This is a genomic window from Campylobacter pinnipediorum subsp. caledonicus (genome assembly GCF_002022005.1).
Taxonomy (GTDB): Bacteria; Campylobacterota; Campylobacteria; order Campylobacterales; family Campylobacteraceae; genus Campylobacter_A; species Campylobacter_A caledonicus.
The window spans coordinates 1,558,807-1,576,445 of sequence record NZ_CP017258.1; the positions used below are offsets into that span (position 1 = coordinate 1,558,807).

General features: G+C 31.0%; 19 protein-coding genes. 4 read left to right on the forward strand and 15 right to left on the reverse strand.

What is annotated here, in order from left to right:
• Nucleotides 1-30: 30 nt before the first annotated feature.
• The 15 genes from CPIN18021_RS07845 to CPIN18021_RS07920 all read right to left on the reverse strand — a co-directional run bounded on the left by CPIN18021_RS07845 (nucleotide 31) and on the right by CPIN18021_RS07920 (nucleotide 13,524).
• Nucleotides 31-816 carry a DNA-methyltransferase gene (locus tag CPIN18021_RS07845; RefSeq protein WP_078424783.1) on the reverse strand — a complete coding sequence of 262 codons (786 nt, stop codon included), beginning with the start codon at nucleotides 814-816 and terminating at the stop codon, nucleotides 31-33.
• Nucleotides 813-1,334, reverse strand: coding sequence for a PD-(D/E)XK nuclease superfamily protein (locus tag CPIN18021_RS07850; RefSeq protein WP_078424784.1), 522 nt, complete (start codon nucleotides 1,332-1,334; stop codon nucleotides 813-815). The genes CPIN18021_RS07845 and CPIN18021_RS07850 overlap by 4 nt, the downstream gene beginning before the upstream one ends.
• Nucleotides 1,331-4,594: a carbamoyl-phosphate synthase large subunit gene (gene carB, locus CPIN18021_RS07855; protein WP_078424785.1), complete on the reverse strand. Its 3,264-nt coding sequence runs from the start codon at nucleotides 4,592-4,594 to the stop codon at nucleotides 1,331-1,333. The genes CPIN18021_RS07850 and carB overlap by 4 nt, the downstream gene beginning before the upstream one ends.
• Entirely contained in the window at nucleotides 4,594-5,349 is a 756-nt protein-coding gene (mreC, locus tag CPIN18021_RS07860; RefSeq protein WP_078423859.1) for a rod shape-determining protein MreC, read from the reverse strand. The genes carB and mreC overlap by 1 nt, the downstream gene beginning before the upstream one ends.
• Nucleotides 5,339-6,376: a rod shape-determining protein gene (locus CPIN18021_RS07865; protein ID WP_069633276.1), complete on the reverse strand. Its 1,038-nt coding sequence runs from the start codon at nucleotides 6,374-6,376 to the stop codon at nucleotides 5,339-5,341. Before CPIN18021_RS07865 ends, mreC begins: the two co-directional genes overlap by 11 nt.
• A gap of 11 nt (nucleotides 6,377-6,387) precedes the next feature.
• Entirely contained in the window at nucleotides 6,388-7,620 is a 1,233-nt protein-coding gene (gene clpX, locus CPIN18021_RS07870; RefSeq protein ID WP_078423860.1) for an ATP-dependent Clp protease ATP-binding subunit ClpX, read from the reverse strand.
• A complete protein-coding gene (gene lpxA / locus CPIN18021_RS07875) occupies nucleotides 7,620-8,408 on the reverse strand; it encodes an acyl-ACP--UDP-N-acetylglucosamine O-acyltransferase (RefSeq protein ID WP_078423861.1) in 789 nt (262 codons plus the stop codon). The genes clpX and lpxA overlap by 1 nt, the downstream gene beginning before the upstream one ends.
• A gap of 7 nt (nucleotides 8,409-8,415) precedes the next feature.
• On the reverse strand, nucleotides 8,416-8,862 hold the full coding sequence (gene fabZ, locus CPIN18021_RS07880) for a 3-hydroxyacyl-ACP dehydratase FabZ (protein ID WP_069633273.1): 447 nt from the start codon (nucleotides 8,860-8,862) through the stop codon (nucleotides 8,416-8,418).
• A 101-nt stretch (nucleotides 8,863-8,963) separates the two neighbouring features.
• Entirely contained in the window at nucleotides 8,964-9,371 is a 408-nt protein-coding gene (locus tag CPIN18021_RS07885) for a prepilin-type N-terminal cleavage/methylation domain-containing protein (protein WP_078423862.1), read from the reverse strand.
• Nucleotides 9,372-9,380: 9 nt separating this feature from the next.
• A complete protein-coding gene (locus CPIN18021_RS07890; RefSeq protein WP_078423863.1) occupies nucleotides 9,381-9,932 on the reverse strand; it encodes a DUF2393 family protein in 552 nt (183 codons plus the stop codon).
• Nucleotides 9,932-10,462, reverse strand: coding sequence for a DUF2393 family protein (locus CPIN18021_RS07895; protein WP_078423864.1), 531 nt, complete (start codon nucleotides 10,460-10,462; stop codon nucleotides 9,932-9,934). The genes CPIN18021_RS07890 and CPIN18021_RS07895 overlap by 1 nt, the downstream gene beginning before the upstream one ends.
• Before the next feature lie 227 nt (nucleotides 10,463-10,689).
• Nucleotides 10,690-11,802 carry a prohibitin family protein gene (locus tag CPIN18021_RS07905; RefSeq protein WP_078423866.1) on the reverse strand — a complete coding sequence of 371 codons (1,113 nt, stop codon included), beginning with the start codon at nucleotides 11,800-11,802 and terminating at the stop codon, nucleotides 10,690-10,692.
• A gap of 15 nt (nucleotides 11,803-11,817) precedes the next feature.
• Nucleotides 11,818-12,732 (reverse strand): branched-chain amino acid transaminase, encoded by a 915-nt coding sequence (locus CPIN18021_RS07910; protein ID WP_078423867.1) that lies wholly within the window; start codon nucleotides 12,730-12,732, stop codon nucleotides 11,818-11,820.
• Nucleotides 12,733-12,820: 88 nt separating this feature from the next.
• The gene (bcp, locus tag CPIN18021_RS07915; protein WP_078424786.1) at nucleotides 12,821-13,324 is read right to left on the reverse strand and encodes a thioredoxin-dependent thiol peroxidase; all 504 of its coding nucleotides are present in this window, start codon (nucleotides 13,322-13,324) and stop codon (nucleotides 12,821-12,823) included.
• The gene (locus CPIN18021_RS07920) at nucleotides 13,321-13,524 is read right to left on the reverse strand and encodes a tautomerase family protein (protein WP_078423869.1); all 204 of its coding nucleotides are present in this window, start codon (nucleotides 13,522-13,524) and stop codon (nucleotides 13,321-13,323) included. Before CPIN18021_RS07920 ends, bcp begins: the two co-directional genes overlap by 4 nt.
• Before the next feature lie 109 nt (nucleotides 13,525-13,633).
• On the opposite strand from CPIN18021_RS07920, the gene CPIN18021_RS07925 reads away from it, so the two are divergent.
• The 4 genes from CPIN18021_RS07925 to CPIN18021_RS07940 all read left to right on the forward strand — a co-directional run bounded on the left by CPIN18021_RS07925 (nucleotide 13,634) and on the right by CPIN18021_RS07940 (nucleotide 17,633).
• Nucleotides 13,634-14,056, forward strand: a complete 423-nt coding sequence (locus CPIN18021_RS07925; RefSeq protein ID WP_078424787.1) for a hypothetical protein — start codon at nucleotides 13,634-13,636, stop codon at nucleotides 14,054-14,056.
• A 9-nt stretch (nucleotides 14,057-14,065) separates the two neighbouring features.
• On the forward strand, nucleotides 14,066-14,248 hold the full coding sequence (locus CPIN18021_RS07930; protein ID WP_078424788.1) for a hypothetical protein: 183 nt from the start codon (nucleotides 14,066-14,068) through the stop codon (nucleotides 14,246-14,248).
• Nucleotides 14,245-15,744 carry a hypothetical protein gene (locus CPIN18021_RS07935; protein WP_157888054.1) on the forward strand — a complete coding sequence of 500 codons (1,500 nt, stop codon included), beginning with the start codon at nucleotides 14,245-14,247 and terminating at the stop codon, nucleotides 15,742-15,744. The genes CPIN18021_RS07930 and CPIN18021_RS07935 overlap by 4 nt, the downstream gene beginning before the upstream one ends.
• 257 nt (nucleotides 15,745-16,001) lie before the next feature.
• Complete coding sequence (locus CPIN18021_RS07940; RefSeq protein WP_078423873.1) at nucleotides 16,002-17,633, forward strand: ShlB/FhaC/HecB family hemolysin secretion/activation protein; 1,632 nt, start codon at nucleotides 16,002-16,004, stop codon at nucleotides 17,631-17,633.
• Nucleotides 17,634-17,639: the final 6 nt, after the last annotated feature.

The window sequence follows — 17,639 nt, forward strand, 5'->3', positions numbered from 1 at the left end:
GGCGACCATTTTTTGGTCGCCAAATGATAATTATAAAAACTTAAAATCGGAAATTTTACTTTTAAAAAACTCGTATTTCACATCTAATTCTTTTTTTCTATTTAACGACATTTGAACGAATTCAGACTCTTTTTCTATACCTATAAAATTTCTGCCTATTAAATTAGCTGCAATTCCTGTTGTTGATGAGCCAGAAAAAGGATCGCAGATTAACGAGTTTTTATTACTAGCCATTAATATTAACCTTACCAAAAGAGAGAGTGGCTTTTGTGTTGGGTGTTTTCCAAAACTTTTTTCCCAAGGAGCGATGGCAGGAAAACTCCAAACATCTTTCATTTGTTTATTTTGATTGATTTTTTTCATAAGTTCATAATTAAAAATATGCTTATGCTTTTGACTTTTTCTAGCCCAAATAATTTGCTCAGTTGAATGTGTTAAATATCTACAACTAAAATTTGGCGGTGGATTTGTCTTTTGCCAAGTTATGATATTTAAAATTTTATAATCTAATTTTTGTAAAGCCCTACCTATGGAAAAAATATTATGGTATGTCCCGCTTATCATAATACTACCATTATCTGTTAAAGAGTTCTTTGCTAAATCAAGCCAATTTAAATTAAATTTATCTATCTCATCAATACCATAGCTTTTATCCCATTCTCCCTTATTCACAGAAACTATTTTACCACTTTGTATAGATAAACCATCATTAGATAAAAAGTAAGGCGGATCGGCAAAAATAAGTTCAAACTGTGATTTAAAATTTGGCAAAATTTCAAAAGTATCACCATTATATATTTGAAATTCTTTTTTCATGGAACGGGCAACCCTAAAACATCAAGCGGAATATAATTAAAATAATATCTACATCTAACACTTATAATATAATCTAAAACATCTCTGTATTCTGGTTTTTTAAACCAATCGCTTAAAAGGTAAATATATTCAACTTCCATATTAAGACGAGATAATAATTTTATATATTGTTTCTTCTTAAAATCACAAGTTTGTAATTTTTCATCAACCGAACCTGCCACTTTTTGAAATTTACATTCAATTATAAAAAAAGTATTGTTGATAATTACATAAATACTATCATCTGGCAGCAACTTCTTTGATATAATATTTTTCCAATTAACATTATTTTCTTCAAGAAATTTATAAAAACTATGCTTTTTAAAAATCCTACCAACAATCTCATCATTATAAAAAACATCAAAATTTTCACCAATTCTATAACCGGATTGATTTGATAAAAAAGTAGCTAAATCAACCTTGCCTTCAAAAACAAGACCTGTTATTGTATTACCTCCACCTATACCACCTTCAATCATACGTTTTGCTCCAAATAATCTTGAATAGATACGACCTCATATACTAAACCATCTTGAACACTTTTTATGGATTTTGCAGCAGCCTGAGCAGCAGCTATAGTTGTAAAATAAGGTATTTTAAATCTAAGCACACTTTGTCTTATTTTTTTGCCATCATCGGCATTTGATTTACTGTCACTCGTATTTATAACAAGTGCAATTTCGCCATTTTTCAATCTATCTTCTATATTTGGTCTTCCTTCACTTATCTTATAAACAAACTCAGCATCCAAATCATACTCTTTTAAAACCTTATATGTTCCGCCAGTAGCTATAATCTTAAATCCTAAATCCATAAGTTCTTTTGCCAGTTTTACCGCATAAATTTTATCTACATCAGCAAGTGTTAAAAAGACATTTCCACTAGTTGGAAGTGTATTATTTGCAGCAATCTGTGATTTTGCAAATGATTTTGCGAAATTGTTGCTAATACCCATAACCTCGCCTGTTGATTTCATCTCAGGACCCAAAATCAAATCAGCCCCATTTAGCTTATTAAACGGCAGAACAACCTCTTTTACGCAAATATGGTTTTGCGATTTTGGTATAAAAATTCCATTATCATAAGTTACTACATTATATTTATCATAGTATTTAAGAGCCTCTCGTAAATCCCCTTGCCACATAACCCTAGTAGCTACTTTTGCAATCGGAACACCGGTAGCTTTACTGACAAAAGGAACGGTTCTTGATGCTCTTGGATTTACCTCTATCATATAAAGCTCATTTTCATATATAGCAAACTGAATATTTAAAAGCCCAACAACACCCAAGTTTAGAGCTATCTCTTTCGTTTGATTTCTTACTTTTGCTATCATTTCATCTTTTAAATTCAAAGCAGGAAGTATGCAAGCACTATCGCCTGAGTGTATTCCAGCCTCTTCAATATGCTCCATCACAGCAGCCACATAAACATCTTTGCCATCACTTACAGCATCAACATCAAGCTCTGTTGCATTTTGTAAAAACTTATCAAGCAATACAGGAGAATTATTGCTAACACTTACAGCCTCGTTCATATACTCCCTAAGCTCACTCTCGTTATGAACTCTTCTCATAGCTCTACCACCAAGAACATAGCTAGGGCGAACCAGCACAGGATAGCCTATCTCGGCAGCCTTTTTTATAGCCTCATCTTCGCTAGTTGCGGTATCATTTTTTGGTTGTTTAACGCCGATTTTATTTATAAACTCACTAAATTTCTTTCTATCCTCAGCAATATCAATAGTCCTAGCACTAGTTCCTATTATTTTTGCTCCAGCTATACTTAATCTTTTTGAAAATTTAAGTGGCGTTTGACCACCAAAATGAACGATAACCCCATCTGGTTTTTCATGCTCTATTACAGCTCTTAAATGCTCAAAATCAATAGGCTCAAAATAAAGCACATCACTAGTATCATAATCAGTAGAAACGGTTTCTGGGTTACAGTTGTACATTATAGTTTTTATTCCCAAGTCTTTAAGAGCATAACTAGCGTGAACACAACAATAATCAAACTCTATACCTTGACCTATTCTGTTTGGTCCGCCGCCTATTATCATTACTTTTTTATCTTCCGAAACTTCTGTTTTTTGTGGTATCTTTGTGATATTTGTGCTTGAATAAAGATAAGGTGTTAAGGCTTTAAACTCACCACCACAAGTATCAACTTCGCTATATTCTAAACCAATATCTAATTTTGAACGCGCAAAAAATATGTCATTTTGGCTTAATTCTAAATTATCTTTTTCGTTTATCAAAATCGCAAGCATCTTGTCAGAAAAGCCCATTGTTTTAGCTTTTCTTAATAAATTTTCATCATTTAAAATATCCATATCAACTTGCTTTTCAAACTCAACTATCTCTTTGATTTGATTTAAAAAATATCTGTCTATCTTGGTATATTCATAAACATCTTCTATATCAAAACCATCTCTAAAAGCTTGTGCTAACATCAAAATTCGCTTTTCGTTTGCATGTCTTAGACCATACACAAGCTCATCTTTGCTAAGTTTTAACATATCAAAACCGCTCAAATCTCTTTCCAAAGAACAAAGTGCTTTTTGGATACTTTCCTTAAAAGTCCTTCCAATAGCCATAACCTCACCAACAGACTTCATCGCTGTTCCTAGATATGGATTTGAGCCAGGAAATTTCTCAAATGTAAAGCGTGGAATTTTTGTAACTATATAATCAATAACTGGCTCAAAAGAAGCTGGGGTTCCTGTTATATCGTTTTTTATCTCATCAAGACTAAAACCAACAGCTAATAATGTAGCAACCTTTGCGATAGGATAACCAGTAGCCTTGCTAGCAAGAGCTGATGATCTACTAACTCTTGGGTTCATCTCTATCACTATCATTCTTCCAGTTTGTGGATGAAAGGCGAATTGAACATTGCTTCCGCCAGTATCCACACCTATTTCACGAAGTATAGCAAAAGAGGCATCACGCATCATTTGATATTCTTTATCTGTTAATGTTAGTGCTGGAGCTATCGTTATACTATCTCCCGTATGAACACCCATTGGATCAAGGTTTTCTATCGAGCATACAATAATGCAGTTATCATTTTTATCTCTAATAACTTCCATCTCATACTCTTTCCAACCAAGCAAGCTCTCTTCTATTAAAATTTCATGTATTGGAGATGCTTCAAGACCAAACAGCGCAAGTTCTTTAAACTCATCAATATTATAAGCAACACCGGAACCAGCACCACCAAGAGTAAAAGATGCCCTAATGATAAGCGGAAAGCCTATTTCATTAGCAGCACTTATAGCTTCTTCATAGTTATAAGCATATGCTGACTTTGGTAAATCCATACCAATTTTTTTCATAACCTCTTTAAAAATTTGTCTATCTTCACCCTTTTTTATGGCTTCTGGATTTGCACCTAAGAATTTAACATCACCAAGCATATCATTCTCATAAAGTTCCATAGCAACATTTAAAGCGACTTGTCCACCCATGGTTGGTAAAATAGCATCAACTTTTTCTTTTAAGATGATATTTTTTATGCTCTCTTTTGTTATAGGTTCTATATATGTAGCATCAGCAAAGTCAGGATCAGTCATAATGGTAGCTGGATTTGAGTTTATCAAAACGACACGGTAACCAAGCTCTTTTAATGTCTTAGCGGCTTGTGTGCCGGAATAATCAAACTCACAAGCTTGGCCTATAACAATTGGGCCTGAGCCTATTAGTAAAACACTCTTAATATCATCTCTTTTTGGCATTATTTTTCCTTTATAACAACATATAAATAGCTTGGTATATTAACCTTAACATAAGGTTCAACAATGGCACTCTGATAAGAACTTTCTTCATAAATTTTGGTTATTTTCCCGACTGGAACACCACTAAAAAATATACCATCAAGCCCACTTGTAAAAACCTCATCTCCAACTTTTAAAGAAAGCCACTGAGGTATATACTTAATAATTATTCCATGTTTATTTCCGTGTGCAACACCAGGTATCTTTTCATCTCCTATATAAACAGAAAATATGCTTTTTGGATCATTTTGCAATAAAGCCATAGGTTTATTTTCTTTTGGAACAACTATACCAGCACTTCTGCCTTGATACATAAGCCCATAAATTTTTGAAGAATTATAATCTCTAAATCTACTAATCCAAATTTTATTATAATCGCTTATATTTACATAACTCAAACTCTTAACTAAAGCGACTTTAGGCATATAAGAACTTGATTTTTTATCTTGTAAAATTTGATTTAATTCGTTTGCAAAAGTTGATAACAAGGTTGCTGAATGCTCAAGCTCTAAATTTTGAGTTCTTAGGGTTTGAATTTCATCAACCTGTCTAAAATGTTCGTTTATCTTATCTTTAATAGTCTTTGTAATATCAATATAGACATTAACAACAAAATTGTTCAAGCCAACAGAAACACTGCTTATGCTTGAACCTTTTTTTATTGAAAATACAACCAATAAAACAATAAAGATAAAAAAAATAATTTTAGTCTTCATTAGTTAACTGTTGAAGCAGTCCTATCTCCCCTAAGGCCTTACCAGTTCCCATAGCAACTGCTAAAAGTGGCTCATCCGCTATACTAACAGGAAGTTTGACTATATCAGATAGATACCTATCAAGTCCTCTTATCAAAGCACCGCCACCAGTTAAAACTATACCATTTTCAACAATATCCCCAGCTAAATCAGGTGGCATCATTTCAAGAACTGTCTTTAAAGCATCTGCTATCTCTTTTAGCGGCTCCCTCATAGCTTCTCTTACATCTTCACTTGTAAGCTCTATCCTACTTAATAAACCAGTCATTTGGTCTCTACCCTTTACGACAATATTAAGTTCTCTTTCAAGCTGAACAGCTGAGCCTATACTTATCTTTATATCTTCGCCAGTTCTTTCGCCGATTAATAAATTATATTTTTCTTTTATATAATTTACAATGCTAGCGTCCATCTTATCTCCAGCTGTTCTTATTGATTTACTAATAACCAAACCACCAAGCGAAACAACTCCTATCTCGGTAGTCCCCCCACCTATATCAACAATAAGACTTCCTTGTGGCTCTTTTATAGGTAAATTTGCGCCTATTGCTGCAGCCATTGGTTCCTCTATCAAAAAAACCTCTCTCGCACCTGCACTTAATGCACTCTCTCTAACAGCTTTTCTTTCAACCTGAGTAAGTCCATAAGGAACAGATATAATAATACGAGGTCTTAAAAAACTCTTTCTTTTGTGCGTCTTTTCTATAAAATATCTAATCATTTTTTCAGTCATATCAAAATCAGCAATAACACCATCTCTCATGGGTCTTATTGCCTCAATATCACCTGGGGTTTTTCCAACCATCTCTTTTGCAGCATGACCTACGGCTAATATTTTTTGCTTGCCATATCTCTCTCTTTGAACCGCAACAACTGATGGTTCGTTTATGATTATTCCTTTGTCTTTAACAAGCACTAAAGTATTTGCAGTACCCAAATCTATACCCATATCACTTGAAAAAAAACCAATTAATTGATCTAAAATCATCTGTTTCCTTTTTATTCCGCACTTTTATTTTGCTTTATAAGCAAAGGCTTTTCGCCATTTTTAACAACATCTTTTGATATAACAATCTCGTATCCGGAAAGCTCTGGCAAATCATACATTAAATCCATCATAAGCTCTTCCATTATACTTCTAAGACCCCTAGCTCCGGTCTTTCTCTCTATAGCAAGAGATGCAACTTGAGCCAAAGCCTCATCATCAAATTTCAAACTAGCACCATCTATGGCAAATAGTTTTTCATATTGTTTTAAGATAGAGTTTTTAGGCTCTGTTAAAATTTTAACCATATCTTCTTTTGTGATTTCATTTAATGTAGCGACAACGTGAAGTCTACCAATAAGTTCTGGTATAAGACCGAAATGAACCAAATCATCAGGTTCTAATAAATTTAAAAGCTCTTCTCTTTCGCTTTTGTTTCGCTTTTCTTGATTAAAACCAAGTGTATTTTTCCCAACTCTTCTTTCTATAATATCAAGAAGTCCATCAAAAGCACCACCACAAACAAATAAGATATTAGTAGTATCAATTTGTATAAAATCTTGGTTTGGATGTTTTCTGCCCCCTTTTGGTGGAATATTTACAACACTTCCTTCTATGATTTTTAAAAGAGCTTGTTGGACGCCTTCTCCAGAAACATCACGAGTAATGCTTCTATTTTCACTCATTCTTGCTATCTTATCTATCTCATCTACAAAAACTATGCCTCTTTCGGCTCTTTTCACATCACCGTTTGCAGCTTGAAGTAAACGAGTAAGTATGTTTTCTACATCTTCGCCAACATAACCAGCCTCTGTAAGACTAGTGGCATCACAAATAGCAATAGGAACATCTAGGAATTTAGCCAAGGTTTGAGCCATTAGCGTTTTACCGCTTCCAGTTGGGCCAACAAGCAATATATTTGATTTTGCTAATTCTATATCATCTTTTATATCTTTTTGTTTGAAAATTCTCTTGTAGTGATTATAAACACCAACACTAAAAACCTTTTTTGCCTTATCTTGACCTATCACATAACTATCAAGAACGGCTTTTAGCTCTTTTGGGGTTAAATTTTGATTTTCTTCGCTTTTATTTATCGTTGTTTCTTCTAAGCTTTCTTCGCCATAAAGCACATTATAAGCAGCATTAGCACAATATTCGCATATAAAAACACTATCATCCTCATTTGACAATACACGTCTATCGCTAGATTCATATTCGCCACAAAAATTACATTTTTTTGCCATTAATTTCTTCCTTTTGCGAGCGGTATCCCACGTTTAGTATTTATAATAAACTCGCACATTTTTTTTACATTTATATCATCAGTTTTTGCATAAAGCTCATTTGCTTGTTCTTTTAAGCCAATACCTTGATTAAATAAAAACCTATAAGCACTTACTAAATTTTCAACCTGTTTTTTATCAAATCTACGACGGATTCCTACCAAATTCAAGCTTCTTATATAAGCTCTGTTTCCTTCAGCCAAACAAAACGGAACAACATCTTGAGATAAAGCAGAAGCCCCGGCTATCATGCAACTCTCACCAACTTTTACAAACTGATGAACAGGGGTAAGGCCTCCTACAACAGAAAAATCTCCCAGTTCAACATGACCAGCCAGGGTAGCATTGTTTGCAAGTATTATATTATCTCCCAGCAAGCAATCATGAGCAACATGACAATAAGCCATAATAAAAGCATTATTGCCTATTCTTGTTATACCATCGCCCTTATGGGTTCCTGAGTTTATAGTACAAAACTCTCTGATCGTAGCGTTTTTTCCTATGATAACACCTGTATTGGTTTCATTTTTGTAGCTTATATCTTGCGGTATATCACCAACGATAGCATAACTAAAAATACGAGAATTATCTCCTATATTTGTCTTACCTATTATCCTCGCACCTTGTTTTACTGTCACATTGTTTCCAAGCACGGCATCCTTGCTTATATAAGAATAGGCTTCTAAGACACAATCATCTCCTATGATAGCACCATCTTCTACAACTGCTGTTTGATGTATCTTTTTCATTTTTATCCTATTTGTCTACTATCATAGCTTTTAGCTCAGCCTCAGCGCACAATTTATCATCGACATAAGCTTCGCCCTTTAAAACCCAAATATTACCTTTATGTTTTAAGACATCTAAACGATATTCGAGCTTATCTCCTGGTCTAACAGGACTTCTAAACTTACAACCATCAATACTCATAAAATATACAACTTTATTGTGAATATCTGCTTGATGTTCATCACTCATACTCTTAAACGCCAAAACACCGCCGGCTTGTGCCATGCCTTCAATTATCATAACACCTGGATATATCGGATGATCTGGAAAATGACCTTGAAAAATAGGCTCAGCTATGCTTACATTTTTATACGCAACTATATTTTTTTCCGGAATTATATCTACAACTCTATCTATAAGTAAAAATGGAAATCTATGAGGAAGGATCTTTTGAATTTCAATAACATCTATCACCGTTAGCAACCTTTTGAATAATAATAAAAATTGCTAGATTCTATCAAAAAATTGCTAAGAGTTAGTTTATTAAATTAAAAAATAATTTTTTGTTTTTAATATTATTGAAATTTAACACTCATTGGAGCAAGGTTTAATCTTCCTCCATTTGCAATTATATTATCTTTTAGTTCTCTAAATTTAGAAAAAGCCCAAACATCAGAACATAAGCCATCATCTTTTATTTCAATTATTAACTCTGTTCCAACAACAGCAGTTATCCTAAGGCATACATCATTTTTAATCTTTACTGGGGGAATAACACTTGACATATCTTTCATTTTACTAAGTTTATCCCTTGTTAAGTAATATGTTTTTAAATCACTAAGTAATATATTAATATTTGTAGCTGCTTTTACAATCTCAGCATCATCTCTAGTTGCTATAATTCTTGGTATTGCTATAGCAGCTAAAACACCCAATATAACAATAACAATTATAAGCTCTATCATAGAAAATGCTTTTTTCACATTATCTCCCTAATAACAATTTAATTTATTTATAATCATACTTTTTGAAAAGTATGGGGGAAATGGCATAGACACGCTAAAAGAAGCTGTTTTTTTAGGCTTAAGATCTTGAGCTACACTAAAACTATATTCAACCGTATTTGGCTTTTCATCATCATTGCTATCAAAAAACCAAGAAAACAAAGAAGCTCCACTGGATTTAAAAAATGAATTGCCTGAAACATTATGAGTATTTAATGCTTGATTTACGATTTTAACTCCAAAATCACACTTGCTAATTTGGAATTTACCAATATTTTTCACTTCACCATTAAAAACAATAGTCTCGTTAATCAAGATTCTATGATGTTTAACATTTTGTAAAACACCTTTTTTTGTATATTTATCAAGTATTGGCATTAAAAAACCGGCAGTAACACTACAAGCTAAGATATTTGTAAAAAGTAAAGACCAAAATAACTTCTTCTCTGCCTTAAAAGACAAAACAAAAAACAATATAAATAGAGCAAAAATAACACACAAAACCAAAATATGAATTATTGTGAAATAACCTATACTCACTAAAAACAATCCATTCTAGTTGCAATATTATAATCAACAAAGGCAAAATTATTTACTGTTATTTTCATATTTCTCATTTCATTTACACCTATAGGTTCTTTTATAAAAACGCTTTTAACCAAAAATGGCCTTGCCGAATTTATATAATTTTTAAACTTATTTTTGGATATTGTATAGAAATTTACATCAAATTTGCAAATTTTTAACTTATGTTTTGATTTATTAGTTATATTTAAATCCAATATTAGTGTATTAGAGTACTTGAGTTGCTTTGTCTTAATCTCTGAAATATCAACATTTCTTAAAATTTTATTTAAATTGATATTTGCAAAATAAAGACCAATAAAAAATCCAACAAAACTAGCAAAAAAAACCAAAAAGCCTATTTGCCAATACCATTTTATAGTAAAAAAAATACTTAATACAACCATGAAAATAAAAGCAAGAAAAATCCAGCCATAGGAAAGATAATCTATCAAAGTTGCATTTTTAAAAATAAAAAATATAGTATGTTTTATATTTTCTAGCATCTTATCAATTTACTTTTGTTTATATTTTTCAACATTCTATTTCTAGTTCTAGAAAAATAGTGAGCAAATCTTGTTTTTATACTTAAATTAAAAAATTCTTGATTCATATAAGCAAAAATTAAAAAATATTTACTTTTACACTCTTGAACCACACACAGAATAAGTCCTGATGCCCTACTCCGATTTATATTTATATTGCTCACATATTTTCCTAATTCTTATCAAATTTAATGATTTATAGAACTCTGAGTAGCCTTATCTTTTGTATCAACCCAAATATTTGGCACAGCCCCACCTGGAGTTAAGAAAATTTTAGTATCTTTGTTTTCACGCAAGGCTTCATTAAATTTAGCCTGTGTTTCTATCTGTTTTAAATTTAACAAATTATTATCTAAACTCTTGGCAATCTCTCTATTTGCATAAGCATGAGCTTCTGCTTCTATCTTAACGGCATCCGCTTTTGCTTTTGCATTTATGATAGCCGCCTTTGCGGAACCCTCTGCCAAAGCTGCTTGTTTTAACGCCTCTTGATTAGCTCTTTCAACCTCATATTTTGTTCTTTCAGCCTCTTGCTTTGCTATTTGAACTCTTTCTATTTGCTCTTTAACCTTAGCTGGCAATATAATCTCTCTAAGCTGAACTGTAAGTAACTCAACAGGTCTATTTGGCTGAGCATCAATATCTTTTCTTATGCCTTGGTCTATTTGTATAGCTATCTCATTTCTTTTTGTAGGAAGCTCTTCTGCTGTATATTTTCCTGTTACACTTCTAACAACATCTCTAACAACAGGATCAACTATCTTGCTCTCCCAGCTAAAACCCCAAGATGCTATTGTTTGAGGTGCATTTTCGGGATTTAAACGATATTGAACAGTTATATCTATACTAACCGGTAAGTTTCTAGCATCAAGAACAGATATTGAGTTTTTTCTTATAATCCCAACATTTGATCCACCAAATGTCTTTATATTGCTTTCACCCATGTCTTCACCAGATGTATAGTTTATAAGTCTAACTCTAGTATCAACTACTGCAACTCTTTGAATCAAAGGCACAAAAAAGTGAAATCCTGGTTGAAGTGGGAGCGGTTCATACTTACCGGCGGTTGATTTTATACCAACCTCACCAGAATTTATTATGACAAATGGCTGAGCTATTGCAATAATAGCAATAATAGCAATAATTATATATGCAAATACTCCAAATTTTCCAACCCCATTTGGCAACTTAGGACCTTTGAAATTCGGTCTTTGTCTTCTTGGCTCATCATCATTTGAGTTATTATCGTTTTGGCTAGAGCCTTTGCGTTTATTAAAATAATCGTTTAAATCTGCTGGCATTTATTTCCTTTTTTATTAAATATAAGTTAAAAATGATGCGTATTTTTCATTGCGTCCATAAACCACATCAAAATACGCATCTTGAATTTTTTTAGTAATTTCACCTCTTACCCCGCTGCCGATAATTCTAGCATCTATATTGCTTATCGGAGTAACTTCTGCCGCCGTTCCAGTAAAAAATGCCTCGTCGGCCGTATAAGCCTGATCTCTTGTTATACGCTCTCTTCTTACTTCTATGCCGAGATCTTTTGCTATTTTGATAACCGTATCTTGCGTTATACTAACCAAGCTATTATCATTTGGAGGGCTTATCAATACACCATCTTGAATGATAAAAAAGCACTCGCCAGAACCCTCAGCAACAAAACCATCCTCATCTAAAAGTAAAGCCTCATCATATCCAGCCTCTTTTGCCTCATAATTTGCCATTTGAGAATTCAAGTAGTTAGAACTAGCCTTTGCCTTGCCCATCTGGCTTTTGATTGAATTTCTTGCAAAACTAGAAATTTTTACTTTTATACCTTTAGTTAAACCATCTTCACCAAGATAAGCACCCCACTCCCAAGCTGCAATAGCTGTATTTACAGGTGCTTTTGTATGAGAAACACCCATCACACCATAACCCAAATAAATAAGTGGGCGAATATAAACATTTGAGTCAAAATTATTTGCTTTAAGCACTTGTATTTGTGCATCTTCAAGCTCTTTTTGAGTATAAGAAACATTTATAGCTGTCATTTTTGCAGAGTTCAAAAGACGCTTAGTGTGCTCTTTAAGTCTAAATATAGCCAAACCTTTATCTGTTTTATAAGCTCTTGTGCCTTCAAAAACAGCATTTGCATAGTGCAAAGAATGAGTAAGAACATGAACCTTAGCATCATCCCATTTTACAAGTTTGCCATCCATCCAGATAAAATCTGAAGTATTCATTTTTGACCTTTCATTAAATATAAAATCATCAATAGTCTATCAAAAAATTATTAATACACTATACTTTATAATTTAATTTTAAATATTTTTACAAACCTTTGGTTATATCAGCTAAAACCTTTACAGCATGTTCTTTTGCTTTTACACTTTTATATACTTTTAAAATTTTACCATCTTTTCCTATAACAAAAGTTGTTCTAACTATGCCCAAATACTCTCTTCCATAGTTTTTACGAACTTGCCATACTCCATAATCCTTAGCAACTTGTCTTGTTTCATCGCTTAATAATATATGCTTTAAACTATGTTTTTGTATAAAACCTGCATGAGATTTTACAGAATCAGGGCTTACGCCTATAATTACAGTATCATTTTTTATAAATTCATCATAATTTTGTGTAAATTCACAAGCTTCTGTCGTGCAACCAGGTGTATTATCCTTTGGGTAAAAATACAAAATAACATTTTTACCAACAAAATCTTTAAGGCTTATTTTAACACCATCTTGATTTTCAAGCTCAAAAATTGGAGCATCGTCACCTTTTTGCAAAACAACTTTTCTTTCTATATCTTCTTTACTAAAATCACTCATTTGCTTTCCTCTTTGATCTTTTTTATACTTTTTCCGCCTACACCTATGTCATCATCTTTTAAAGTTTCTAGCATAACCATAACTCTTTCTTTGTTTTTTCCAAGAACCCTAACCATAGTGTCTGTCACCTCTTGTATGATTTGTTCTTTTTGTTCGCTGGTAGGCTCTGGACCTGCCATTTTTATATTTATAAAAGGCATTTTTACTCCTTTTGAATTTTTTATTACTTTAAATAATTTTATTAAATTTTAGCTTTTGTTTAACTTTTAAATTTTAAAATACAAAAACAAGTAAAGCAAGGAGTAACAAATGGATTACAACAAAGAAGATAAAGGTGTTGTTTGCTTTATGTATAAAACATGCAACAAAAGAACGGTATATTTTGCTTTTGCTTTTATAATTGCACTATTATGGGGTTTTTTGGCACTATCATATAACTTTGAACAAAGCGAGTTTTCATACCTTATGATTGGCTTTGGAGTAATTACAATTTCAGCACTTTTTATATCAATAAATCCTCATATTTTTTTACTTAAACTTGTAGGATTTTTAGCATCTTTGGCAGGAATTTTGATCGCTCTTCACAATATAAATGAGTTAAAAAACATTACCGAAAATAGCATTTTTAACACTTATTTTATAATTATTTCAGCCTGTGGCTTTGTTATACTTTTTACTCTGCTAAGCTGGTTTGTGTATAATGCAAGAAGTAGTGAAGTAAATCAAATTTAAGGATTATAAATGAAAAATTTTAGTTTTTATAGCCCAACAAAAATTGAGTTTGGAATAGATAAGCAAGCAGATATATTAGATAGATTAAATTTAATAAATATATTTAAGCTTTTTACATCTGATTCTCCACATAGTTCATATATATGTGAGGATTATGAAAATATTGGTGTAGTATGTGGGTATAGAGAATGAAAAAGATAATTTTATTTATAATCGTAACAATATTTTTTAGTGGATGCATTAATGACCTTCCTGTTAATGGCAAGGAAGTTATTATGCAAGATGATACAAGAGTTTATAGTATAAATAGAAAATTTTCAGCTATGGCTAGAAGTGATATTAAGAAGCCACCTTTCAATGGCTATTATAGATTTGATGAAGAGCTTGTTGTATTTGATAGAGACATCCCAAATATGATGAATGAGGATATAAGGATATTTTCATATGAGCTTAATAAAACAAAAGAAAGACACAAGCTAGTATATGATTTATTGTCTAAACATAAAACACACTATGATTATTATATCAATGCTCCCTTAAGTGACTTTGATTTAGAAGATGATATAGAATCAAGAACAGAATATTATAAAAGATATATTGATTATATAGCAGGGCTTAAATGCTATACTTATACTTATTCTAAAAATATAGGCATGGGTTTAGGAAATAAAAATCATGATACCATTTGTCCATATTATGACATAAATGGAAAAGAGACACTTATAAGAATTCACTATGACTTTGTCTTTACGGCTGGTGGAACAGTGTTAGAAGGTTCTAAACAATCAAGCACAAAAAACTACACTCCACAACAAATGAATTATGCATTTAAACAAGATGTAAAAGAGATATTTGACTCTTTAGAAATTTATGATATAGATAAAGATAGAATGATAAAACAAGGAATGTATTATCCAGATAAAAAGTATGATATAAATGCAGATAATAAGGTAAAAAACTTTTATACCAATATAGATTTAAATCCAAATGAAAAAGCAACAAGTCCTTATTTTACTTTTAATATTCCAAACTCTTATCCTGAGCATAAATTTAAATCATATTTTAATGGTATCAATACTAAATATAATGAGATATATTTTTTTAGAGAAATTCCAAATATTTTAAATGATGGTAGAATGAAAGAAAGTGCAAGAGTATATACTTTTAGTATTTATGATCCAAAATTTAATACCTTGTCTACACTTTATAATAAAACCCCTAAAGAGTTAATTCATGATCTACTCACAAACCCAAAATCTTCTTATAAACATTATTTAGGGATGTCTTTTAATGAAGATGAACTTAGTAGTAATGGATATAAATACACAGGGGGTAGATATATTAATTATATAGCAGGATTAAAATGTTATACAAGTTTAAAATATACAAAAGAGATAAATTATCACAATTATACTTATTATTATGCAACATGCCCATATTATAATAAAAATGGAGAAGAAGATGCTATTGTGGTTGAGCATAAATTTCAATTTAGTAAATTTCATACAACCAACGAAGAACTTGAAAATTTACATTTAAATTATATGAATGGTATAAAACAAATGATAGATTCTATTGTAATTAAAAACATAGATATAAACAAGATGAAAAGACTTAATATCTACTATCCAAATAAAAAATATGATATAAATGCAGAAGATAAGATAAGAAGCTATTATACTAAATAGTTAAATTTAAAGGGAACCTAAATGCTAAAACATGTATTATCACTTATAACGGCATTTAGTTTCTCTTATGCAAATTTATATTTAAAAGAAAATTTACAAGTAAACAAATATAGTTCGTAAAACTACACATAAGATTTATAAATCTAAAATAGACTATTAAAAATTTAATATATTTTAAACAAAAATATATTAATATGAATGCTAAAAAGTTGTATATAAATTTATAGATATATTAATATACAAAAAAAGGTATCCGCATGAGATTATTGTTTTTAATCTTTGCCATCATATCTTCCTCCTGCGCTACAATCTCCCCTGAAAACATTGTTAAGCAAAAACAGAAAGATTTTGTCCAAAAACAGATTTATAAAGAGCAAATAGATACTAAAAATAAAAGTAGATTTTATAATATAGACCTACTTGATATAAACAAAACCTCTAAATTTAGTGAAAATTGCATACAGATTAATAAAATAAATATTTCAGATATTAGGGTATTTAAGATTAAAGATATCAATAAGATACTAGATAGATATCTAAATAGGTGCAATACCATTAGTGATTTAAAAAATCTAACTAATGAGATAACAAATAAATATATTAAAAAGGGATATACCACAAGCAAGGCATACTTAAAGATCCAAGATTTAAGTGATGGTGTTTTAGATATAAGCATTCTTGAAGGAAAGGTAGAAAAAGTCTTAGCAGATGATATAAATATGGTAAATCTATATAATGGCTACAAAGGAAGGATATTAAATTTAAGAGATTTAGAGGTCGCTTTGCAACAAGGCGAAAGACTGCAATCACAGGCTTTAAAGATGGAGCTAATTCCATCTTCTTTGGATGAACATACCATAATTAAAGTTTCAAATGGTAGTGATAAGAATAGAATCTATGGAAATATTGGTACAAACAATTATGGTTTTAAAAAAACAGGTAAATATCAAATCTATAATAATTTTAATCTTGAAAATCCATTTAAAATAAATGACATTTTAAATCTAAACCTCAACTTTACAAATAAAGTATTTAAAAGCAATGACAATACGCTTGGAACGTCAATAAGTTATAGTGTTCCCTATGAGAGATTTTTATTTGATATATATTATAACTATTCAAACTACAAACAGATAAACAATGATGAGTTTGGTACTATATTTAAAACAGATGGGAGCAACAACTCAAAAGGTATAAATCTATCTTATAAAACGTTTCATTCACTTGATCATGCATTGGAGTTTATCTTAAGATATGACAATAAGAAATCAAAAAATTTTTTAAATAATATAAAACTGGATTTACAAAGTTACTCTAGCTCATCTTTAGGCATAGGTTTTAGACACAGCTATAAGGGAGGCGAATTTGATTATTATAGTCAGCTTTTAATCCACAAAGGGGTAGATGGAAGTAAAGACAAAGAGGCTTCAGCTAAGATATATTATGACAAATATGTGGTTGATTTAGGATTTAATAGATATTTTAATACAGACAATTACCTAAAATATAATTTTTATTTAAGAGGACAATATAGTAATGATGAGCTTTTTGGTAGCGATGAGATATCTATGGGTGGAATTTATAGCGTAAGAGGTTTTAAAAATACAGGGCTTAGCGGAAGCAGTGGTTTTTATACTAGAAACGAGCTATCTGTGCAATACAAAATAAAAGATGCCATATTTATGCCATATTTAGCAGTTGATTATGGATATGTTAAAAAAGATAAAAATAGTATATTTGGAAAAATTACAGGTTCTAGTATAGGTTCAAGAATATACTTAGATAGATTAAATTTAGAACTATTTTATAATATTCCTTTAAGGGATACAGATTATACAAAAGAGCATAGTTCAAAGTTTTTTGGGTTTAATATAGTTTATAACTATTAAATATTA